This is a genomic window from Acinetobacter junii CIP 64.5 (assembly GCF_000368765.1).
Classification (GTDB): Bacteria; Pseudomonadota; Gammaproteobacteria; order Pseudomonadales; family Moraxellaceae; genus Acinetobacter; species Acinetobacter junii.
In genome coordinates this window covers 392781-414021 of sequence record NZ_KB849655.1, presented here as the reverse complement: position 1 = coordinate 414021, position 21241 = coordinate 392781, and the positions used below count along the sequence as shown (strand labels likewise).

The 21241-nt window shown below is 38.3% G+C and carries 20 protein-coding genes and 2 pseudogenes; 9 read left to right on the top strand and 13 right to left on the bottom strand.

All coding sequences use genetic code 11. From position 1 onward, the window contains the following. The first annotated feature begins 31 nt into the window (after positions 1 to 31). From F948_RS07715 to F948_RS07700, 4 genes and pseudogenes are all read left to right on the top strand, one after another. Positions 32 to 2281 carry a bifunctional prephenate dehydrogenase/3-phosphoshikimate 1-carboxyvinyltransferase gene (locus tag F948_RS07715; RefSeq protein ID WP_004962292.1) on the top strand — a complete coding sequence of 750 codons (2250 nt, stop codon included), beginning with the start codon at positions 32 to 34 and terminating at the stop codon, positions 2279 to 2281. Between the two features lie 268 nt (positions 2282 to 2549). Continuing rightward, on the top strand, positions 2550 to 2933 hold the full coding sequence (locus F948_RS07710) for a hypothetical protein (protein ID WP_004962290.1): 384 nt from the start codon (positions 2550 to 2552) through the stop codon (positions 2931 to 2933). A gap of 239 nt (positions 2934 to 3172) precedes the next feature. After that, positions 3173 to 4602: pseudogene (locus F948_RS07705) on the top strand (formylglycine-generating enzyme family protein). Positions 4603 to 4768: 166 nt separating this feature from the next. Further along, complete coding sequence (locus F948_RS07700) at positions 4769 to 6229, top strand: aminoacyl-histidine dipeptidase (RefSeq protein WP_004962286.1); 1461 nt, start codon at positions 4769 to 4771, stop codon at positions 6227 to 6229. A gap of 34 nt (positions 6230 to 6263) precedes the next feature. Here F948_RS07700 and rtcA read toward each other — a convergent pair whose 3' ends face one another. The 5 genes and pseudogenes from rtcA to F948_RS07675 form a co-directional block, all read right to left on the bottom strand. After that, positions 6264 to 7310, bottom strand: a complete 1047-nt coding sequence (rtcA, locus tag F948_RS07695; protein WP_004962284.1) for an RNA 3'-terminal phosphate cyclase — start codon at positions 7308 to 7310, stop codon at positions 6264 to 6266. Positions 7311 to 7568: 258 nt separating this feature from the next. Next, positions 7569 to 8027: a DIP1984 family protein gene (locus tag F948_RS07690; RefSeq protein WP_004962281.1), complete on the bottom strand. Its 459-nt coding sequence runs from the start codon at positions 8025 to 8027 to the stop codon at positions 7569 to 7571. A gap of 27 nt (positions 8028 to 8054) precedes the next feature. After that, positions 8055 to 8612 (bottom strand): hypothetical protein, encoded by a 558-nt coding sequence (locus F948_RS07685; RefSeq protein WP_004962279.1) that lies wholly within the window; start codon positions 8610 to 8612, stop codon positions 8055 to 8057. A gap of 29 nt (positions 8613 to 8641) precedes the next feature. Further along, entirely contained in the window at positions 8642 to 9910 is a 1269-nt protein-coding gene (locus F948_RS07680) for an RtcB family protein (protein WP_004962276.1), read from the bottom strand. A gap of 295 nt (positions 9911 to 10205) precedes the next feature. Then, positions 10206 to 11169: pseudogene (locus F948_RS07675) on the bottom strand (ribonuclease Z). A 67-nt stretch (positions 11170 to 11236) separates the two neighbouring features. Between F948_RS07675 and rtcR the strand changes: the two are divergent. Further along, the gene (gene rtcR, locus F948_RS07670) at positions 11237 to 12838 is read left to right on the top strand and encodes an RNA repair transcriptional activator RtcR (RefSeq protein ID WP_004962265.1); all 1602 of its coding nucleotides are present in this window, start codon (positions 11237 to 11239) and stop codon (positions 12836 to 12838) included. Here rtcR and F948_RS07665 read toward each other — a convergent pair whose 3' ends face one another. Together F948_RS07665 and F948_RS07660 are read right to left on the bottom strand one after the other, a co-directional pair. After that, positions 12839 to 13909 (bottom strand): hypothetical protein, encoded by a 1071-nt coding sequence (locus F948_RS07665; RefSeq protein WP_004962263.1) that lies wholly within the window; start codon positions 13907 to 13909, stop codon positions 12839 to 12841. Positions 13910 to 14002: 93 nt separating this feature from the next. Beyond that, positions 14003 to 14632 (bottom strand): alpha/beta hydrolase, encoded by a 630-nt coding sequence (locus tag F948_RS07660; RefSeq protein WP_004962259.1) that lies wholly within the window; start codon positions 14630 to 14632, stop codon positions 14003 to 14005. 124 nt (positions 14633 to 14756) lie between these two features. Here F948_RS07660 and yaaA point away from each other — a divergent pair, with 124 nt between their 5' ends. From yaaA to F948_RS07645, 3 genes are read left to right on the top strand one after another with little or no spacing between them, the layout of a single operon-like run. Then, positions 14757 to 15539, top strand: a complete 783-nt coding sequence (gene yaaA, locus F948_RS07655) for a peroxide stress protein YaaA (RefSeq protein WP_004962257.1) — start codon at positions 14757 to 14759, stop codon at positions 15537 to 15539. 21 nt (positions 15540 to 15560) lie between these two features. Further along, positions 15561 to 15824 (top strand): hypothetical protein, encoded by a 264-nt coding sequence (locus tag F948_RS07650; protein WP_004962254.1) that lies wholly within the window; start codon positions 15561 to 15563, stop codon positions 15822 to 15824. Positions 15825 to 15833: 9 nt separating this feature from the next. Next, a complete protein-coding gene (locus F948_RS07645; RefSeq protein ID WP_004962252.1) occupies positions 15834 to 16448 on the top strand; it encodes an HD domain-containing protein in 615 nt (204 codons plus the stop codon). A gap of 276 nt (positions 16449 to 16724) precedes the next feature. Here F948_RS07645 and F948_RS16875 read toward each other — a convergent pair. From F948_RS16875 to F948_RS16030, 6 genes are all read right to left on the bottom strand, one after another. After that, positions 16725 to 17544, bottom strand: a protein-coding gene (locus tag F948_RS16875) for an IS5 family transposase (RefSeq protein WP_409360450.1) whose coding sequence is annotated in 2 segments (ribosomal slippage) — positions 16725 to 17160 and positions 17159 to 17544 — 822 coding nt in all. Because the reading frame shifts where the segments join, the coding sequence is not laid out codon by codon here. A 386-nt stretch (positions 17545 to 17930) separates the two neighbouring features. Further along, entirely contained in the window at positions 17931 to 18716 is a 786-nt protein-coding gene (locus F948_RS07630) for a thiazole synthase (protein WP_004639328.1), read from the bottom strand. A 23-nt stretch (positions 18717 to 18739) separates the two neighbouring features. After that, positions 18740 to 18937, bottom strand: a complete 198-nt coding sequence (gene thiS, locus F948_RS07625) for a sulfur carrier protein ThiS (RefSeq protein ID WP_004962247.1) — start codon at positions 18935 to 18937, stop codon at positions 18740 to 18742. Between the two features lie 9 nt (positions 18938 to 18946). Then, positions 18947 to 19312: a DUF423 domain-containing protein gene (locus tag F948_RS07620; RefSeq protein ID WP_004962244.1), complete on the bottom strand. Its 366-nt coding sequence runs from the start codon at positions 19310 to 19312 to the stop codon at positions 18947 to 18949. Between the two features lie 107 nt (positions 19313 to 19419). Then, entirely contained in the window at positions 19420 to 20289 is an 870-nt protein-coding gene (gene rpoH, locus F948_RS07615) for an RNA polymerase sigma factor RpoH (protein WP_004911572.1), read from the bottom strand. A gap of 131 nt (positions 20290 to 20420) precedes the next feature. Then, positions 20421 to 20660, bottom strand: a complete 240-nt coding sequence (locus tag F948_RS16030) for a sulfurtransferase TusA family protein (RefSeq protein WP_004962240.1) — start codon at positions 20658 to 20660, stop codon at positions 20421 to 20423. Positions 20661 to 21014: 354 nt separating this feature from the next. Between F948_RS16030 and F948_RS07610 the strand changes: the two genes are divergently transcribed. Continuing rightward, positions 21015 to 21227 carry a cold-shock protein gene (locus F948_RS07610; RefSeq protein WP_004911569.1) on the top strand — a complete coding sequence of 71 codons (213 nt, stop codon included), beginning with the start codon at positions 21015 to 21017 and terminating at the stop codon, positions 21225 to 21227. The last annotated feature ends 14 nt before the right edge of the window (positions 21228 to 21241 follow it).

The window sequence follows — 21241 nt, the reverse complement described above, 5'->3', positions numbered from 1 at the left end:
AGAGAGATTTTCAGATAGGCAAAAATGTTTTATGTCTCAACCATTATTTAAGAAAGTTGCATTTATTGGGCTTGGGCTGATAGGGTCGAGTCTTGCTCGTGTGATTGTGGCAGAACAGCTTGCTGGTCAAATTGTTGCGTCAACACGCTCAAAAAAAACATTAGAAGATGCCAAAACACTAGGGCTTATTCAATACGGTTATGCAACACCTGAAGAAGCTGTTCAAGATGCAGATTTAATTGTTTTAGCCTTACCTGTCAGAGCGACGCAAAAAGTACTTGAACAGATCAAACCTTACCTAACTGAAAATGTCATTATCACAGATGTTGGTAGTACTAAAGGTAATGTGGTTGAAGCTGCTAAAGCGGTCTTTGGTGAAAATTTACCTATAGGTTTTGTACCAGGACATCCAATTGCAGGTGCAGAACATACAGGTGTGCATGCGGGTAAAGTTGATTTATTTGCCAATCATAAAGTGATTTTGACGCCACTACCGACTAGTGCAGATTGGGCTGTTGAGAAGTTGATTCAACTATGGTCTGCTGCAAAAGCAGAAGTTATATGCATGGATGTGAAGAAGCATGATGAAGTGCTTGCACATACAAGCCACTTACCACATTTAATGGCATTTAATTTGGTTGAGCAACTTGCAAACCGTGAAGATAATTTAGATATTTTTCGCTATGCTGCAGGTGGTTTTCGTGATTTCTCACGTATCGCAGCAAGTGATCCTCAGATGTGGCATGACATTTTCTTTGCCAATAAAACTGCAATCTTGAATGCTGTAGAGGGTTTTGAACAGCAGTTATCAGTTTTAAAGAAACTGATTGAACAAGAAGATTCACAAGCATTGATGGGTTTGCTTGGCCATGCGCAAGCTGCACGCCAACACTTTAATCATATGTTAGCCAAAAAACCTTTGATGGAGAAAAACAAGGTGACACAGCAATTTACCATTTTGCCCGGAAAGAAAACATTTACAGGTAAATTCACCGTACCAGGTGATAAGTCTGTGTCACATCGCTCTATCATGTTTGGTGCGATTGCAGAAGGCACAACTCATGTAACAGGTTTCTTGGAAGGCGAAGATGCTTTAGCAACTCTCCAAGCTTTTCGTGATATGGGAGTGAGCATCGAAGGTCCAAAGAATGGTGAAGTGACGATTCATGGCGTTGGAATGCAAGGTCTAAAAGCCCCTGCTGGTGCTTTATACATGGGTAATTCAGGCACAAGTATGCGCTTGTTGTCTGGAATGCTTTCTGCTCAAAAATTTGATTCTGTCATGACTGGTGATGCATCGCTGTCTAAGCGTCCAATGGAACGTATTGCAAAACCATTGCGTTTGATGGGTGCGCAAATTCAAACCACAGGTGAGAAAGGTACACCGCCAGTTAGCATTACGGGTAGCCAAGTTTTAAAGGGTATTGATTACGACTTGCCAATGGCTTCGGCTCAAGTCAAATCAGGTATTTTATTGGCGGGTTTATGGGCAGAAGGTGAAACTTCGGTGACAGAGCCAGAGCCAACGCGTGATCACACAGAACGTATGTTGCGTGCTTTTGGTTATGATGTGAAAACCGAAGGTAATAAAATCTCACTTGTGGGTGGTGGTAAGTTAGTTGGTACTGATATTCAAGTTCCTTCTGATATCTCATCGGCTGCATTCTTCATGGTGGGTGCCGCAATCACAGAAGGTGCTGATGTAATTCTTGAAGCTGTTGGAATCAATCCAACACGTATTGGTGTGATTGAAATTCTTAAACAGATGGGTGCTGATTTGACGGTAGAAAATGAGCGTATTGCAGGTGGTGAACCTATCGCAGATATTCATATCAAAGGTTCTCGTACACTCAAGGGTATTCACATGCCTGAAGATCAAGTACCTTTGGCAATTGATGAGTTCCCAGCATTATTCATTGCTGCAGCATGTGCGGAAGGTCAAACAGTATTAACTGGTGCTGCTGAATTACGTGTCAAAGAATCTGATCGTATCCAAGTGATGGCAGATGGTTTGAAAATCATGGGCATCGATTGTACGCCAACAGAAGACGGTATCATTATCGAAGGTAAAGGAAAATCAGGTGATTGGTCTGCAATCTTTAATGGTGGCGAGATTGAATCACACCATGACCATCGCATAGCAATGAGTTTCAGTATTGCTGGTTTAAGAACCGCTGGTGCGATTACAATTCATGGTACAGAGACGGTTGCGACTAGTTTCCCAACTTTTACTGAACTAGCAAATGCTGCTGGTTTGGATTTACAAGTTGTGAACCAATAATGTGTAGGATAGCAGCATTTAATTCAATAAATGCTGCTATCTCAAGCTGATTTATAACAATAAAGTTTCAAATCTCTCATCTCGATTGAAAAATAATTAAGTTTTGCTTTGTACATATCTAATCGGGTCGAAATTCCTAAAATTTGAACAAGAAGTAAGACAATCGGCTAATCAATTAAAGACAATTGTATATATAATAATTCATACCGCTGCAGTAGGCTTTACTCTGCGATCCAGAGTTAAAAAACATAAAAATAGAGGGAATGCCATGAGAACGTTGCAATTAATAGCAGATTGCCCAAAACATGGATTGATCGATCATCCACCGAATGAATGTTACATTACTCAAGAGTATGTAGCAGCGTTATTGTATAAGCAATTAGAACAATATGGTTTTGATGCTCAACACATTCGACATGAACATCAAAAGATTGAAGTTCGTATAGATAACCATCATTTGCCACTCTCTATTTTATGTTCTCAGCAAGATGTGGAAGGACATATCTTGTGTCAAATTTCAGCCAATCCACAGCAAGAACAAGCATGGTTTGAACGTATAGAGACACAAAGCATTATTCGTCAATTAGCTCAAGCTGTTGTAAATAGTTTAAAAGCTGAACATAGTTTTTCTGATTTTGTTTGGAAATCTTAATTACATATTTTTTAGCTCTATATATCTAAAGTGGATAACAAATCTGTTGATCCACTTTTTTATTAATATTAATTAGAAATATTTATTTTTATAGTGACATTATTTAATAAAAATTAACAAAGGAAAAAAATAATAGTGTTTGAATTTTGAGCTACTTTTCTATTAATTTAAAAATGATTTTTAACAAAGAATTACTCAATCTCCTTCTTTAATTCATAATACTTTTCCAGAGAATTAATATGACCACTATATCTAGTAATTATCTTAAAGGCTTTAGTGTATTGTTCGTTTCTTTACTTGCGGCATGTAATAGCGATGATAAAAATACTACTAACAATGCTTCTAACCAAAAACTAGTCGATGGAACAATTTCGTCACTACAAACACTTAGTCAAAATTTAGTATGGCAAGAAAATCAATGTGATAGTGTTTATTCAAGGTGATAAATGATGCAGAGATTGCTGAGAAATCAGCTTTAGAATTAAGAACAAAGCTTAATAGTACAAATAACTTAAGTTTGTTATTGGAACAGCAAATTATTCCAAAACTTATCCAGCTTACTGAAGAGTCCACTACATTAAGAGCTATATGTTATGCTCCAGATTATGACGGCACAGGGGTAAGTATTGAAAGACCAGCGATGTTAAGAGAGATGTTAAGCGAATGGCAAGGGACTATAAATTTATTGATTCGTCAAATAAATAATCCCCCTAATATGAATCCTAAAATTAAATTAGCAGCTTTAACACATACAAATATTAATGAAGCAACACCAGAAAAATCAAAGTTTAAAGATTGTTCGGATAGTTTTTGTCCAGAAATGACGGTTATTCCATCTGGTAGTTTTTTGATGGGTGAAAATCTGCAAGAGCAACAACAACAAAATGTTCCTGCTCAGTCGCGACCGTATGAATTGCCTCAACACATGGTGAGAATCGAAAAGCCATTTGCTATGTCTACATATGAAACAACCCTTGCAGAGTTTCAAGCATTTCAAAAGGAGACTGGCTGGCAGGTACAAGGCTGTCGTAATTGGGAAGCACGTGATGGGGTTTTTAATATGTGGTATCGAGATGATTTAAACCCAACTAACTCAGGTATGAACCAAACGCCGCAAGATCCAGTTGTATGTGTACGCCGAGAAGATGGGAGAGCATTTGCAGAGTGGTTATCCAAAAAAACAGGGCAAACCTACCGTTTACCTACAGAGGTCGAATGGGAATATGCTGCTCGTGCAGGAACTTCGACTGCATTTTACTGGGGTGATGATTTGAATCGAGATCAAGCTTGTAAATATGTAAATGTGTTAGATCCAACCACAGTTTCTGCATTGCCACAAACAAGCTCGTGGAACTTATTTAATTGTACTGATAGCTATGATTATACCTCACCTGTTGGGAAGTTTATACCAAACAACTTTGGTTTATACGATATGACAGCAAATGCACGGGAGTGGGTAGATGATTGTTGGCACCCAAATTATGAGAATGCATCTGTAGCTAATCGTATTTGGGGTGAGGAGAATAACGGACAATGTAATTTCCCTGTGTTACGTGGAGGTGCATGGATATACAACACTTATAATGCTCGAACAGCCTATCGAAATGCTTATGTAACTTCTCAAGCACGTTCGATCATGTGGGGATTCCGCTTGGTTCGTGAAATTTAGTTATCATTTTTTAGTTTACTAAGAAATGATTGATCACTTTTATTAAAAATCGACGTAAGTTTTAAGCTAAGAAATAAACTAAATTTACGTTGATTGAATATTTACTTTTTAATGATTTAAGTATATTTAAATCCATCATATACATTATTTTTGTGAGTATAACTGTATGATACAGTTTGATTTTTCTAAACTATCTCCCCAAGTGGTTTGGCGACATTTTGAGACTTTGTGTACGATTCCACGACCATCAAAACACGAACAACAGTTAAGACAACATCTAAAAGATTGGGCGGAACAGCGCAACCTAGAAACCTATGTTGATGACATTGGTAATTTAATTATTCGAAAAGCTGCTACAGCGGGTAGAGAGCAAGTTGCAGGTGTGATTTTACAGGGACACTTAGATATGGTGACTCAGGCAAATCGTGGTACTCAACATGATTTCTTTAAAGATCCCATTCAACCTGTATTAAAAGATGGCTGGCTTATTGCTGAAAACACGACATTGGGTGCTGATAATGGTATCGGAGTAGCACTTGCACTTGCTGTATTAGAATCAAATGATGTTGCGCATGGTCCGATTGAAGTCCTACTCACTATTGATGAAGAAGCAGGAATGAGCGGTGCTCGTTTGCTTGAGTCGGGTGTTTTAACAGGGCAATGGTTATTTAATATTGATACCGAAGAATGGGGTGAGCTCTATCTTGGCTGCGCAGGCAGTATTGATCTAGAGGTAGTAAATCAACTTGAATATGAAGCAGCACCTGAAAATTTGATTTTTGTTGATCTGTTGGTATCTGGATTGAAAGGTGGTCACTCAGGTGTTGATATTCATTTGGGGCGTGGAAATGCCAATGTGATTTTAGCCAATTTCCTGAATGATTATTTATCGCAAACAAATGGACGATTGGTTGAGTTTATCGGTGGAACAGCTCGTAATGCTATCCCACGTGAAGCTGTAGCAACAATTGCAATTAAATCGGGACAATTACCTGAGCTAGAAAAAGCAGTTGCTGGGATACAAGCTGAATGGCAAAAAAAGTTACAAGGCATTGATGATCAGTTGCAAATCATCGTGCAGCAGAATGCTAATCAGATAAATGAAGTTATTATCTTACAACAGCAACAAGCTTGGTTGCAGGCATTGGCAACGTGTCCATATGGTATTTCACAGTGGAGTCGTGCTTTACCTGATGTGGTTGAAACCTCGAATAATATTGGTGTGGTCAAACTCACTAAAGATGAGGCGAAAACTTTAATTATGGTTCGTTCGATGGTGAACCAAGAAGCACTAACATTTGCCCAGAATATCCAACTGCACTTTGCAAAGTTTAGTATTCAATCCGAGTTAACACCTTTAGTTTCAGGTTGGACACCAAATCCCGATTCAGCTGCGTTGAAATGTCTGCAACAAGCTTATCAATCTGCATTTGAAATTGAGCCGAATTTAAAAGTTATACATGCAGGTTTGGAGTGTGGAATTATTGCTGAACACTATCCAGATTTACAGATGGTATCGTTTGGTCCTGATATTCAAGGTGCGCATGCACCAGGTGAACGAGTTAAGGTAGATACGGTAGAGAAGTGCTGGAAGTTACTGGTCACGGCTTTGGAATCTGTAAGATAAATTTTTATAGAAAAGAAGCTCTTTATTGAGCTTCTTAAACTTTGACTGTCACTTGAAATAGATTTTTGTCTAGTTCAATAAATTCAATTTCACAATCAATAAATTTTTCAATCATCACGGCTTGTGTGCGGGTATGTTCGCTAATACATTGTGCGGTAAATTCACCACCTTGCACCAATGCCAAAGGTAATAGCAACTGATCCGCTAAATATTCATCGACAGCAGCATTAGACTCCATATATTGCTTCACCTGTTCCGCCAAATGATTGGCTATTTGTTCTGCACTTTTGCGCATTTCACCTAAAGTAGTAAATAGCTGAACGTGATGTTGATGTGCAACTTTGACATACGCTGTATTGCCTTGACTGATGCCATTTAAATGGAATTGCTGCTGAGTATCTAATTTCAATCTTTTATTTAACGTTGCCAGTTCTCGTTGTGCAATTTGTGCTTCTTCGGAAAGGTTGAGTACAGCTGCAAAAGCCTCAGTGCTTTGCAAAGTACCACGATCTAATAAATTTAGTTTGTTTCTATGTTGCCAAGGCTGAATCTTGATTTGAATTTCACCAGCACCAATCGGGAAGAAACCTGCTTTATTTAATTTAAACTCGACCCCTATTCCAAGTTTTTCTAATGCTGGTAAAAAGCAATGCTCGATAAAATCTGCCGTTGGCGCAAGCGGGTTATGTGTACCTCCGGAAATTGTGAGTTCACTGCTTTCATTTTGCAATAACAAAGCAGGTAAAAGAGTTTGCAAAACCAGTGTTGTACTCCCTGCCGAACCAATCTGGAATTGGTATTTTCCACTCTGTACATGCTGTGGAGAAAAGTACAAACGCTGGCTATGCAGTTCAGCACCTTCTACATAAGCTTGGCTGATGTGTTGAGATGCCTGTACACAGACTAAATGCTGACGCATTAAGCCTGGCTTTTTACGCCCAGCACGAATGTTGATTAATTCAAATGCCTGACCTGTAATCATCGAAAGGGCAAGGGCAGTTCTTAAAATTTGTCCACCACCTTCACCTTGTGAGCCATCAATCTGGATGGTTGCTGGCATATTTGCCAAAGCTTTATTCACTTCTATTTTCCTTATTTTGTAATTTAATGAACATACTGTCAGTACATGGTAATGCAAAGTAACGCGTGACTTTGCTTTCGGCAAAGGTTTGCTAGGTACATGATGCTGAGCCTAATCAGTGAAGATTGATGCACGGCTCACATGCTGCCATAGCCGCCTGAATTATTTTCAATCCCTCAGATCGGAGTAATGCAGGATCTTGTACTCGCCCAGTATGTCCAAACTGTGCTTGTGAACTAAATTCACAAAATCTGTTGTCTATTCGACTAAATCAATCTGCCAATTGGCTGCCTGTATCTTGATATTTAAATCACGTAGTTTCGCGCTGATATCATCGGCCTGTTTTTGCAAGCTAGAAACAGGGATAACTTTCTTCCATTTAATCTCACGTGAGCTATAACGATCTGGTTCACGATGGGTATTGGCAATCGCATCAACGAGAATCTTATGCTGTTCAGCATAACTATCACGCAAGCTTAATAGGGATAGCAATATTTTGTCATCCTCTAATTTTGCTTGCGCATTGGTTAAATGAATACGGCAAATCAACTGATTGCTTTCTTGGGTTAAAGCAAATACCTGTTTGATCAGTTGATTTGGATCTTCACTCGGTTCATCACCATCTTGTACCAATACATTGGCGTTGATCCGCTGTTTTAATGAAGCGAGCTTTTTTTGTTGATCGCTTCGAAGTAACAATGCTTCTGCGAGTTTCATCTTTTATTTTCCTAAAAAATTTATTCTTTAATCTGTTGAGCTGGCAAGTAGTAAACAGCCTTTCTTTAGCTGTGGTGAGTAGACAGTTAGGCACCAATTCCCCCACCATTCTCGGCCGGGTTCAAAATAATCATTCCATTCGGAATCGTTATCTCGACCACTACCTGGGTAGCCAACCCAATCATATATTTCACAGTCTTTTTCAGTTAAAAGACATAATTGCGTGAATGTTTTGAAGAATGCTACTCGATTAGACTGGGCAAGGGTTGTTCCATAGGGTGGATCAATGATTGCCTCTAACAAGCTTAAAAACCAATTGTGTCCAGAAAATAGATTAGGTTTGTCCAAACAATTAAGATTTACTAGGCTGCGATCTAATTCCTCTATGGCTAGTGAGTTCAAGTCTGACGTTCTTTCTAAGGCTAAACTTTCACAATTCAATAGCATCTGTTGATGAATAGTCAGCGTATTGGAAGATTCTGTTTGATGTGTGAAATCAAACAATAAAACTTCAAATACGGCTTGTATGGCATCAAGATTAGATTGTAAATCTTTGGTTTTCAAATGATCTAATTGGACAAACATATGCTCACCTTCTGGTTGTGCTCAGGTATCTATCCCTTAACACAAACCACTTGCCGTAATGTATAAACCACTTCAACCAAATCCTTTTGTGCATTCATTACATCTTCAATCGGTTTATACGCCGATGGAATTTCATCAATCACAGCCGCATCTTTACGGCATTCCACACCTTCAGTCTGGGTAATCTGATCTTCAACAGTGAATCGACGTTTTGCTTCAGCACGGCTCATCACTCGTCCTGCACCATGTGAACATGAACAAAATGACTCCTGATTTCCAAGACCACGAACAATAAAGGACTTGGCGCCCATTGAACCTGGGATAATTCCATATTGTCCAAGTTTGGCGCTGACAGCACCTTTACGAGTGACCATCACTTCTTCGCCATAATGTTCTTCCTTTTCCACATAATTATGGTGACAGTTCACCGCTTCCAATTTGGCATTAAAAGGTTTTGGAATAATCGTTGCTAAAGCTTTAATCGCTGATTGCATCATGATTTCACGGTTTTTCATGGCAAAGCGTTGTGCCCAACCCACAGCAAACCAGTAATCATCAAAATGTTCAGTTCCTTCAACTAAATATGCCAAATCTTTATTGGGTAAGTTAATAAAGTGCTTCTGCATATCTTTGCGTGCGAGCTCAATAAAATGGTTACCTATGGCATTACCGACACCACGAGAACCTGAGTGCAACATAATCCAGACATGATCATGTTCATCTAAACAGATTTCTACAAAGTGATTTCCTGTACCTAAAGTTCCCAACTGCTTGCGGTTGTTGGTATTTTTTAGGCGAGGGTGTTTAGCACAAATCAACTCAAAGTCTGCAACCAAACCTCCCCAAGCTTGATCTACCATTTCAGGTGGTGTTTCCCAAGAACCTTTATCTCGTCCACGTTTGGTCATTCCATGTGGAATCAAGCGTTCAAGTTCGGTTCGTAAAGCATGTAAATTATCTGGTAAATCCGATGCTGTTAAGCTGGTACGAGTCGCCATCATTCCACACCCAATATCCACACCGACGGCAGCAGGGATAATCGCACCTTTGGTTGGTATTACGCTTCCAATCGTTGCACCTAAACCAAAGTGAACGTCTGGCATCACAGCCATCCATTTATAAATAAAAGGCATTTGAGCCGTTTGTAATAACTGCTGTTTTGAGTTGTCATCAACAATTACGCCATTGGTCCACATTTTTACAGGCATGCCTTTTTCATTCTGTAGAACTTGATAAGTACGTTTTTGTTGTTCTTGTTCAAATTGAGCTTGTTGGTTAATTTGTTCAACGACAGACATTTTCATTTTTCCTTTCAAAGCCTGCCTGCCAAGCGTTTGCAGGCAGGTGATATTCACAATATCCCAGTGATGTTGTGTACTTATGCTATTGCAGTGACTATGCCAACTTTTTAAATTTAATTTAAATCCAATTTAAGTGATTGATAATTAATTAAAATAAATTTTTAATTTTTTAAAAAATATGTTTGTAGATGATTTTGTCGATATTTGTATATCTAAAAAGATATTTAATTATCTTAAAGGATAGATTGTCTATCCTTGGATGTTATTGATAGATCAAATATAAGGTGATCTATTAAGATTTATCAATTTTTGTAAGTTGACCTATCATATCTAAGCTAAATTGATCGAAATCATCAGCTAAATAAAAGTTGCCTTGATAATATTGGTGGACTTCATCTGCAATTGCTCTTTGTCCAATTTGGTCCTGATGACGTGGACTGAAATGCGTCAGAATGAGATTGCCTAAATTATGTTTTTGTGCAAATTCAGCCACCATTTTGGCGGAACTATGCATTGGGCCTGAACCCACTTTATCTAAAATAGCTTGAGTGTAAGTGCTTTCGTGAATTAGGAGTTGAGCATCTTGGCAAGCTTGTGCCAACAACTCAGGGCTATCATTATCTCCACCGACAATCGCATGTACACATTGCGTTTGGGTTTGAATAAAAATCAGCTGCTTTTAAGGTTTGCTCATTTAACTGGACGTCTAAGCCTTGCTGTAAATCGCCCCAAACTTTGCCTTTTGCTACGCCGAGTTGAATTAAAGCCTGAGTATCTAATTTCTTTTGGGTGTATTGCGCAATAATACTAAATGCAAAACTGGGTACACGATGACTGAGTGGATGGGCTTGAATTGAAAGTTCATCTGTTATCTGTAGTATTTGAACGGCTTCATTCACATTGATAAAATTGAGTGGATAGGGCAAATGTAAATCCGTTAATTGGGCCGTAACTTCAATCCATTGTTGAATTTCTTTTGGGGCAATAATGGTTAAAGGTGCAGTACGGGCATTCATACCTGCACTGGCCAATAAACCAACTAATCCATAACAGTGATCACCATGAACATGGGTAATGCAGATCGCAACTAAGTTCTGTAATGAAAGTTTAGCCTGTTGAATGCGATGCTGTGTGCCTTCACCAGCATCGACCAATATCCAGTCTTTATTCTTGCTGTTGCGGATGGCTAGCGCAGAAACGTTGCGTGTTAGAGTGGGCACACCAGAAGATGTGCCTAAAAAAGTAAAATGAAGCATATTGTTGGATTTTTTCACTTAAATACGTATTGTATATGATAGACATTTATAAAATATTATAGAAATTATGCTGAATGCAAAGAAAACTGTCGTAATTGGCTTTGTGGGTTCTACCTTGGATCAAGGAAAGCGTCCTGACCGATGGCAACGCTGGCGTCCGACGCTAAGCCTTCTGATGCATGAAGATCTTATTGTAGATGAATTGGTGCTATTACATGATCGCCAACATCATAATTTAGTCAAATTTATTGCTGAAGATGCTCAGGATGTGTCGCCATCGACTACGGTGTCGGGTCAGCGCGTGAGTATCCGTGATCCTTGGGATTTTGCTGAGGTTTATGGTGCGCTATATGACTTTGTTAAAAGTTATCCCTTTGATACTGAAAAGAACAACTATCTTTTACATATCACCACAGGTACACACGTTGCACAAATCTGTTGGTATCTACTGGTCGATGCCAATTATTTACCTGCAAAGCTGATTCAAAGTGCACCCAATCAACAGAAAACGCCAGAAGGTGAATATCGCATTATTGATCTAGATTTATCCCGATATGATGTTTTAAAGCAACGCTTTGAAGATGAGCAACAACAAAACTGGCAACAGTTGAAAGCCAATATTTCAACCTATAACCCTGAATTCAATCAACTGATTACAGAAGTTGAGTTGGTAGCAACACGTTCAAGTGCGCCGATTTTGATTATGGGCTCAACAGGTGTGGGTAAATCGCATTTAGCCAAACAAATTTTTCAGTTAAAGAAAGACAACTTTCATTTAAGTGGGCGTTTTGTTGATGTGAACTGTGCGACGCTTCGTGGTGATAGTGCTATGTCGAGTTTATTTGGACATATTAAAGGAGCTTTTACAGGGGCAGCGGCTTCAAGAACAGGCTTATTAAAAAGTGCTGATCAAGGTATTTTATTTCTGGATGAAATTGGCGAGCTTGGGTTAGATGAACAAGCGATGCTCCTCAAGGCACTCGAAGATAAATCTTTTTTTCCAGTCGGAAGTGATAAAGAGGTTCAGGCAGATTTTCAGTTGATTGCAGGGACAAATAAAGACCTGAGAACAGAGGTACAAGAAGGTCGTTTTCGTGAGGATTTATGGGCGAGGTTGAATACATGGACATTCTTTTTACCCAATCTTAAAGATCGAATAGAAGATATTGCCCCGAATATTGAATTTGAGTTGCAACGTTTTGCTGTAAATCATCAGCGTCAATTACGATTTCAACGTGATGCCCTTGATGCATATTTGAAATTTGCCAAGTCTAAACAAGCATCTTGGCAGGGGAATTTTCGAGATTTAACCGCCAGTGTGACGCGGTTAGCGACATTATCCAGTGGTGAGTTGATTCGTTCGGAAACGGTAGAAAAAGAGATTCAGCGTTTAAAGCAGTTATGGTCGATTCAAACCATACAAAACCAATCTAAAGACGTAGATATTTTGCTCAAATATTTAGATCAAACACAATTGAGTGAGATTGATGAGTTTGATCAGATTCAGCTGCGTGGCGTACTCCAAGTTTGTGAAAATGCCAAGTCGATGGCTGATGCTGGACGGCAGCTATTTGCTGCTTCACGCCAGCAACGCAACACCACAAATGATAGCGACCGAGTCAAAAAGTATTTGGCTCGGTTTGGCTTGAGTTGGAGTGATTTTCAGTAATTATTCAACGGGATGGTCTTTCTTTATTTGTGACTGAGCTGGTAGAAACTCTAAATTCCAAAGTTTTTCGGCGTGTCGGCCAATCCACCAGAAAGATGCAGCGAGCAAGATAAAGAAAATGGCTTTGTGCATGCCATTCCAAAAGAACTCAAAATACTTGGTGTAGAGATTAATAAATAAGAAGGTGATACCAAAACCGCGTGAGGTAGCATCATCATGTTTTAAACCATAAACAATCGCGATGATGGCAATAAATGCGAAAAGCACACCCCAATGCAAGAGTTCATATTGTTTAACGTTATACCAGCTATTCAAATCACCATAATTGCCAAAGATTGAGAGAATCCATAAGGCAATAAATAGATAAAGCAGTCCCATGACATAAGTTGAATGGGCGAAGTCTCTAAAATGCGCATAGCGTTTAAATATCTGGCTTAAGCCAATCAAGGCACCGCCAAAAAAGACAAATCGTAAAGGGAAGTTCATGCCTAGGTAATAGGCTCCCCAACCTGACATATAGCCAGTTTCCGTCCCAAACCATGAACCGAGTGAAAGTAGCGAGAACACCCAAATCAGTTTAGATGGAAACGAAAAGGCAAGGGCGGCATAAATAATTGTAGACAGCAGGAATAGCAAAGAGAAATGCCCACTGCCTGTATCAATCACTTGACCGAAATAGGCGACAGATGCTGCGGTAGAAAGCACGCCTGCAAAAATAATCGCTTCATTGCTAAATTGATGTAAGGGTTTGGTTTTACGTCGACGATAGGCAAAGCCATAAAAAACTATAGCAACAGCAGCAAAAACCAGACAAGGAATAATTTTGGAATCTATAAAGATTCTTTCAATCAACTTCATCAAATAATCATCAAGTGTGATAGCGGCTATTGCGATCACTGTACAAATCATCGAGATCCAGAATGAATATTTTGCGAGTCGTTCCCAGTCAAAAGGCCGAATCGAAAAACTCTGATTTAATTCATTGGCAACATCAGGTGTAATCGTACCTTGTAGTTGCCAATGCTCAATGGTTTGCTTTAAAAAAAGTCCCTGTTTTTTATTTAATTTCATTATTTAAGAACCTAAATGCCTGTACATCTAAACTGATATAATAGACATTGGATTCAAAAGGCGTATATTTTTCTTAGTAATTTGTTGTTAAGTCTAGATTTTTAAAAAACGAGTGATAATTTGACGCAACTGTTTTAGATAACCTGTAAAGAAATGATTGGCACCTGGCAGAATCGTGATTGGATGTTTTTGTGGTTTTGCCCATGCGATCATATCAGAGAGCAGGGTGATGTCATCTTGCTCGCCGTGTACGAATAAAATATCGCCGTCAATTGCAGGGGTTTTATAATGACGTAAATCCACCACTGAGCCTGTTGGTAAACCGCAGAGCACTAATTGTTTTGGACGTAACTCTTCACTGAGTTGTGCTTGGCATTTAGCTAATACATGAGAACCGAAACTAAAACCACCGGCATAAAAAGTTAAACCAGCATGTTTTGCACGGGCATATTCAATCACAGCCATAATATCATCAGTTTCGCCATGACCTTGATCATGAACACCTTCACTACCAGCCAAACCACGGAAGCTAGGGCGATAAACGACACAACCCATTTCATTAAAAATCTGAGCCAGTAAAACAGGGACTTTATGATGTGGTGTACCACCTTGCAAAGGATGTGGATGGCAGACGACAGCAAAACCTGTAATTTCACCTTGGGGTTGATCTACAAACATTTCAATTTGACCAACAGGACCTTGGATGAATACTTGCTCAGACATAAGATACGCAATGGATAATGGAAGAATCCACTATTTTACCGATAAAACTGAACGAGAACACGAATTGGCATTAAAAATTATCAACTGATATAGTTTCACCAAGATAAATTTATTCTGATTGATTATGCTTGCTTTAATTTCTCCAGCGAAAACACTAGATTATGAAACTGCTTTACCGACTGACACATATACACAGCCTCGTTTATTAGAGCAATCACAACAATTGATAGATGTATGTCGCAAACTTTCGGCAACAGAAATTGCATCGTTAATGACCGTGAGTGAAAAAATCGCCAATTTAAATGTAGAGCGTTTTCGTGATTGGAATGCAGAATTTAATTTTTCCAATGCACGCCAAGCTTTATTTGCATTTAAAGGTGACGTGTATACAGGTCTATATGCTTATCATTTAAAAGATCAAGATATTGATTTTGCCCAACAGCATTTGCGCATGTTGTCTGGTCTTTATGGTTTGTTACGCCCATTGGATTTGATGATGCCGTATCGTTTAGAAATGGGTACTAAATTAAAAAATACACGTGGTAATAATCTATATGAATTTTGGGGTAGTATTATCACAGATCAAATTAACCAAGATTTAGCTGAAATTGATGCAAAATTATTGGTAAATTTGGCCTCTGACGAATATTATAAATCTGTGAATGAAAAGAAAATTCAGGCAGAAATTATCAAGCCTGTATTCTTGGATCAGAAGAACGGGAAATATAAAGTCATTAGTTTCTATGCGAAAAAAGCGCGTGGTCTAATGGCAAGATACTTGATTGAAAATAAATTAAGCCAAGTAGAACAATTAAAAGCATTTGATAGTGAAGGGTATTACTTTGATGCTGAAAGTTCATCGGATAAAGAGTTGGTCTTTAAGCGAGATGAACAGCACGCAGCTTAGATTTGCCTTGGGCGGGATGGGATGTTAACCAAAGAACATTTGTTGAAAAATGCTATATCGCTTGATCAAGTCCGAATCAAAGGGCATCTGACAGAACCTCGTAGTTATGGGGTGTATGCACTGCCTTTAGATCGTGATGGTACTCGGCGCTTTCGATTTGGTAATCACCCTGTACGTCAGCAGGAACTAAAACATGAGTTTGGTTCTTGCACTTTGTATCAGCTCTTTCTTGAGCGTAAGGATGCAGAGTCATTAGCAAAGTGGCTTAATAAGGAAATCCAATAAGGATGAGTAATGCAGCAATATTTAACTGTATTAGAAAAATCATGGTTTGAGCTGCATCGGCATTATCATTTTTCTGAACCGCAGAAAATTTTTAACAAGTTGATTGCTGCCTATAGTGAAAAGCAACGTGCTTATCATACGCTCCAGCATTTGTATGAATGTCTGGTCTTTCTTGATTTGATTCGAGCTGATTTAAATGATGCGTATGCGGTTGCTTTAGCACTTTGGTTCCACGATGCACTTTATGATCCACAAGCAAAAGATAATGAATTGAAAAGTGCAGAGCTATTCGAGCAGTATTTGTCTCAAGATTTATCAATAGATATCGTTCAAAAGATTAAGCGATGGATTCTCGCAACCCAAATGCATAAAGCAACGGATGAGCTTGATTTACAGTTCTTACTGGATATTGACTTAGCGATTCTAGCGGCTTCGCCAGAGCGTTTTGCGGAGTATGAGCAGCAGATTCAACAGGAATATGCTTGGATAGATCCAGATATTTATTTGATTAAAAGAAAACAAGTTCTAGCGCATTTTTATCAGACTGAACCGCTGTATCAAACGGAATATTTTCAACAGAATTTTGAGCAAAAAGCGAAAGAAAATTTAAGGGGGTTATTTTAGGTTATTTTTTTAAGTTGTTGATTTTGTGAATTAAATTTTCTTTATTTTATGTATTTTACTACATATTTTTCTTGGTTCTGGTAAATTATCAACTCAATTACTCCATCTTTAAGACTTCCTGTGATATAGAAATGATAGTAATAATATGGAGTAGGTTCTTGACTATCCCCAGAATACCAACCTGATTTTCTTAATTTAAAGTTTTCTATATTTCCATATTTTTCATGTAGTCCTGTATCTTGCTGGAATATTTTTACAATAGACCTCTTGCAAAAATCATTTTTTAACCAACTCCATGTTGTAAATTGCAGCAATTAAATTCAGACGTAAACCCATGCGTTTACGCCTATTTCGATAACGTGTAGCCAGAATTCTAAAGGTCTTTAATTTTCCATTGACGTGTTCAATTCGAATACGACGTTTACTAATTTCCCGATTTATTTGCTTCTGTAATAAAGTTAACGGCTTCTTTTTACTTGCCTTGAATGGCATCAGGCATTTTACCCCCAAACGATTTAAACCTAAATAACCTTTATCAATCAGCATAAAGGCTTGATATCTCTGCTTTTTACGTTGAGCCTTAAACAACTGGAAATCATGTGTACTCCCATGTGTAAGACCTAATGAAATAATCTGCATCGTTTCATAATGAATGATGAGTTGAGCTTTGATCGTATGTCGTTTTTTCTTACCGCTGTAGAATCTTTTCTGTTTTTTTTGGACGCTCAATTGTCATTTCAGTTGCATCGACAATAACAACATTCCAATCTATCCCTGCACCATGCGGTAGTTTCTTAGGTAAATGAAATTTATCAGATTTTATTAAAATATTTTCTATTTTATGAATAATTCTGGACGCAGTTAATTCGTGGATTCCATAACTCATAGCAACATGAAAGAGCGTGCGATATTCACGCCAATAACTTAGCGTCATTAACAGTTGGTCTTCAAGTGAAAGACTCGAAGGCCTACCTCGTTGAGTATTGACTTGGCTTGACTCTAATACTTCAAGCATTTCTAAAAAGGTTGAGGGTTGTATTCCAATCAGTCGTTTAAACTGACTATTTGATAGCATCTTTACTTTTTCATATTTCATGTACTCATGATAGTAGAACATGACTTTTTAATCTGGATAAAAAACAAACAAAACGTTGATCGTTTTTTGATTTTTGCAAAAAGTCTAATGTATTTCTCATTTTTTTTATAATCTTTATTTACCATATAATTTGAAAAATATGCTAAGGAGATAGCTAAAGCCAAAAAGGTTAGAACCTTTTTTTATATTGAACCTCATTTGATCTTCTTGAAATATCTATCTTCTACAATAAGAAAGGATTTGATAAGTGCTGATTAGTATTTTTTAGCTAATATATCATACAGTATAATCGGCTTGTGATAAAGAAGCACATAAGAGTGCCTTACTTAATAGTGTGGTTCATAAGGTGAGTATTGAAGGGATAAGGTATATCCCTTCAGAACATGCTATTTAAAGAAATACCCCGTCTCAGGCGAGCTCGCATTTGCCATACGTTTACGTGGCATACGACCCGCTAAGAATGCTTCACGACCTGCTTCAACTGCTTTTTTCATAGCAGAAGCCATCAAAATTGGATTTTGAGCAGCAGCAATTGCCGTGTTCATCAGTACGCCGTCACAACCGAGTTCCATCGCAATCGCAGCATCACTGGCAGTACCCACACCAGCATCCACCAGCACAGGAACTTTGGCGTTTTCTTTGATGATAGAAATGGTATGTGGATTCAAAATACCGAGACCAGAACCAATTAAACTACCTAAAGGCATGATTGCAACACAGCCCATACTTTCCAGTTCTTGGGCAACAATTGGGTCATCCGAGGTGTAGACCATGATTTCAAAACCATCATCAATCAGGGTCTGCGCTGCTTTCAGTGTTGCAGTGACATTTGGGTATAAGGTTTTTTCATCGCCGAGTACTTCTAGCTTTACCAGATTGTGACCATCAAGCAGTTCACGAGCCAGCATACAGGTGCGAATTGCGCTATCAGCATCAAAACAACCGGCTGTATTTGGTAAAATTGTATATTTCTCAGGTGGAATGACTGAGAGTAAATTTGGTTGATCGGCATGTTGACCAATGTTTACGCGACGAATTGCAACGGTCACAATTTCAGCGCCACTTGCTTGAATTGCTAAATCGGTTTCATTGAGATCTTTATATTTACCAGTTCCGACAAGTAAACGAGATTGGAAAGTACGTGAACCAATAATTAAAGGGGAATCTTGCATAGGCTTACTCCATTTTTAGCCGATTAGCCGCCACCAACAGCTTGAATAATTTCAATACGATCTTCTGGAGCAATTGTTGTTTGCTCAAGTCTACTTTTCGGAATAATCTGTTGGTTCTTCTCTACAGCAAAGCGTTTGCCTTCAAGTGCCAAGCTTTGAACCAATTGCTGTAGATTTTCACATGACGTGTCTGTTGACTCGCCGTTTAAATAGATATGCATGATAAATCCTTATTTCGCATGTTTGATCGCATACCATGCGAGTAACAGCCAACCTGCAATCATAAATGCACCACCAATCGGAGTGATTGCACCTAATATTCGAGGTAAACCAAGCGACATAATGTATAATGAACCGCAGAAAAATATGATGCCAATTTGAATCAAAATAAAAGGAATTTTTATTGGGAATGTTGGTGTGGTTTTTTTGAGTACAGCTAAAATGAGTAAACCTATAGCATGGTAGAAAAAATATTGCGTTGCAGTGCTCCACCAAGCGAGTTGCTCTACTGTAGCAATAGATTTAAGCCCATGAGCACCAAAAGCACCTAACATAACTGCAAGTGCAAGATTAAGCGCAGAAATTGCTATCCACATAATGAAAATGGAACTGGAAAATTGATGAACAAAGTTAACATATTCGAAGCTTTTAACAAAGCTGGATAAAACAAAAGGGCATTGTCGCCCTTGTGTTTGTTCTGAATTTAACTTGCTGACATCGCAATTTTAATTTTTTCCATTGCATTCTTTTCAAGCTGGCGAATACGTTCAGCAGAAACATTATATTCAGCAGCCAATTCATGCAAAGTTGATTTGTCATCGTCTAACCAACGACGCTGTAAAATATTACGAGAACGATCATCAAGTTGATCCATGGCCTCATGTAATGCAGAAGTACTTTGTTCTTCGTAATCTTCTTCTTCAATTAGGCGTGCAGGGTCGTAACGATTATCTTCTAGATAAAGTGCAGGCGCGGTGTGTGGTGTATCATCGTCATCATCACCTTGCGCTTCAAAAGCAGCATCGTAAGCGGTTAAACGACCTTCCATTTCGAGCACTTGCTCAGGAGTCACATTCAAATCATTTGCAATTGATTGAGCTTCTTCTAAAGTCAAACGTTTACTTGATTTTTTAAGACTACGCAAATTGAAAAATAATTTACGTTGAGCTTTCGTAGTGGCAATTTTAACAATTCGCCAGTTACGAATAACATATTCATGAATTTCTGCTTTAATCCAATGCACAGCAAAAGAAACTAAGCGCACACCCATATTAGGATCGAAGCGCTTAACAGCTTTCATCAGTCCTAGGTTACCTTCTTGGATGAGATCACCTTGTGGTAATCCGTAACCTGCATAGCTGCGTGCAATATGTACGACAAATCGTAAGTGTGACATTACCAAAAGTTTGGCAGCATCCAGATCTTGATCATAATAATAACGTTCAGCAAGTTCTTTCTCTTGCTCTGCCGTTAAAATAGGAATTTGATTGACAGTACTGATATATGCACCAAGGTTAACGCCTGGCGCAGACAATGACAGGGGCATCAATTGATTGCTGCTGTCAGTAGTCATGGAGTCTCCTTATAGGATGGTATTAAAGTCAATAATTTCATCTTAATGCGAATGTTCTTCATCACTAAGGAAATTTGAGTATAGAAATGTAAATATTTCAATTTTATCTTTACCGAGAGTTTAGCAAAGAATCAAATAGATTCAATTAAATAGTGAAATTCTCGGTCTGAAATTTTCTGTGTTTGACATTGAAGTTGTTGAATTTGGCAATATCGTGTTACATCAATTTCACTATGCGGGTCTGATGATTTTAAAAGATATTGCTTTGATCCTGACGATTTCTTAATAGCGCGTTTCAACATCAAAAGTGGCATAGGGCAAGGTTGTCCTAGCGCATCAATTATTTCGGGCGAGCCTTCAATTTTAGACATAGTAATAAACAAAGCTTAATTGAAAATTATCTTAACAAACTTTCACTATTTTACACGGAAAATTTTTAGCAAAAAAAGCGCTAAATGGTTGAATAAAACAGATAGAGTGCTAGGAAATTACTAAAAATAAATCTATTAATTGGAATAAACCCGTGTTAAGCTCGATGCGTTTTAGAAAGTGTTTAATATAAATTTCTTGTATTAAACCCTATAACAAATGGATGTAACCGGAAATTGTTGATAGTTTTACAGAATGATTACAAGCTTTAAAATTATAAATATTTTAAAACCTTGTTGGCTCTGCTGTTTGCAACACCGGAAGGTCCTTATCTTTCAATATCTGAGGATTGACTTATGACAGCTCGTGAACAAGGCGTAGTAAAGTGGTTTAACGACACTAAAGGCTTTGGTTTTATTCAGCGTAATGGTGGTGATGACGTATTTGTTCATTTCCGCGCAATTGTAGGCGAAGGTCACCGTTCATTACGTGACGGCCAACGCGTAGAATTCAGCGTAGTTCAAGGACAAAAAGGTTTCCAAGCTGAAAACGTTCAGCCTTTAGACTAATTTGTTGCTTTAAC

Bases quoted from the DNA above. Each gene is read 5' to 3' on its own strand.
- F948_RS07715 (WP_004962292.1), top strand. From the start codon at position 32: ATGTCTCAACCATTATTTAAGAAAGTTGCATTTATTGGGCTTGGGCTG.
- F948_RS07710 (WP_004962290.1), top strand. From the start codon at position 2,550: ATGAGAACGTTGCAATTAATAGCAGATTGCCCAAAACATGGATTGATC.
- F948_RS07700 (WP_004962286.1), top strand. From the start codon at position 4,769: ATGATACAGTTTGATTTTTCTAAACTATCTCCCCAAGTGGTTTGGCGA.
- F948_RS07690 (WP_004962281.1), bottom strand. From the start codon at position 8,027: ATGAAACTCGCAGAAGCATTGTTACTTCGAAGCGATCAACAAAAAAAG.
- F948_RS07685 (WP_004962279.1), bottom strand. From the start codon at position 8,612: ATGTTTGTCCAATTAGATCATTTGAAAACCAAAGATTTACAATCTAAT.
- F948_RS07680 (WP_004962276.1), bottom strand. From the start codon at position 9,910: ATGTCTGTCGTTGAACAAATTAACCAACAAGCTCAATTTGAACAAGAA.
- rtcR (WP_004962265.1), top strand. From the start codon at position 11,237: ATGCTGAATGCAAAGAAAACTGTCGTAATTGGCTTTGTGGGTTCTACC.
- F948_RS07665 (WP_004962263.1), bottom strand. From the start codon at position 13,909: ATGAAATTAAATAAAAAACAGGGACTTTTTTTAAAGCAAACCATTGAG.
- F948_RS07660 (WP_004962259.1), bottom strand. From the start codon at position 14,632: ATGTCTGAGCAAGTATTCATCCAAGGTCCTGTTGGTCAAATTGAAATG.
- yaaA (WP_004962257.1), top strand. From the start codon at position 14,757: ATGCTTGCTTTAATTTCTCCAGCGAAAACACTAGATTATGAAACTGCT.
- F948_RS07650 (WP_004962254.1), top strand. From the start codon at position 15,561: ATGTTAACCAAAGAACATTTGTTGAAAAATGCTATATCGCTTGATCAA.
- F948_RS07645 (WP_004962252.1), top strand. From the start codon at position 15,834: ATGCAGCAATATTTAACTGTATTAGAAAAATCATGGTTTGAGCTGCAT.
- F948_RS07630 (WP_004639328.1), bottom strand. From the start codon at position 18,716: ATGCAAGATTCCCCTTTAATTATTGGTTCACGTACTTTCCAATCTCGT.
- thiS (WP_004962247.1), bottom strand. From the start codon at position 18,937: ATGCATATCTATTTAAACGGCGAGTCAACAGACACGTCATGTGAAAAT.
- F948_RS07620 (WP_004962244.1), bottom strand. From the start codon at position 19,312: ATGTGGATAGCAATTTCTGCGCTTAATCTTGCACTTGCAGTTATGTTA.
- rpoH (WP_004911572.1), bottom strand. From the start codon at position 20,289: ATGACTACTGACAGCAGCAATCAATTGATGCCCCTGTCATTGTCTGCG.
- F948_RS16030 (WP_004962240.1), bottom strand. From the start codon at position 20,660: ATGTCTAAAATTGAAGGCTCGCCCGAAATAATTGATGCGCTAGGACAA.
- F948_RS07610 (WP_004911569.1), top strand. From the start codon at position 21,015: ATGACAGCTCGTGAACAAGGCGTAGTAAAGTGGTTTAACGACACTAAA.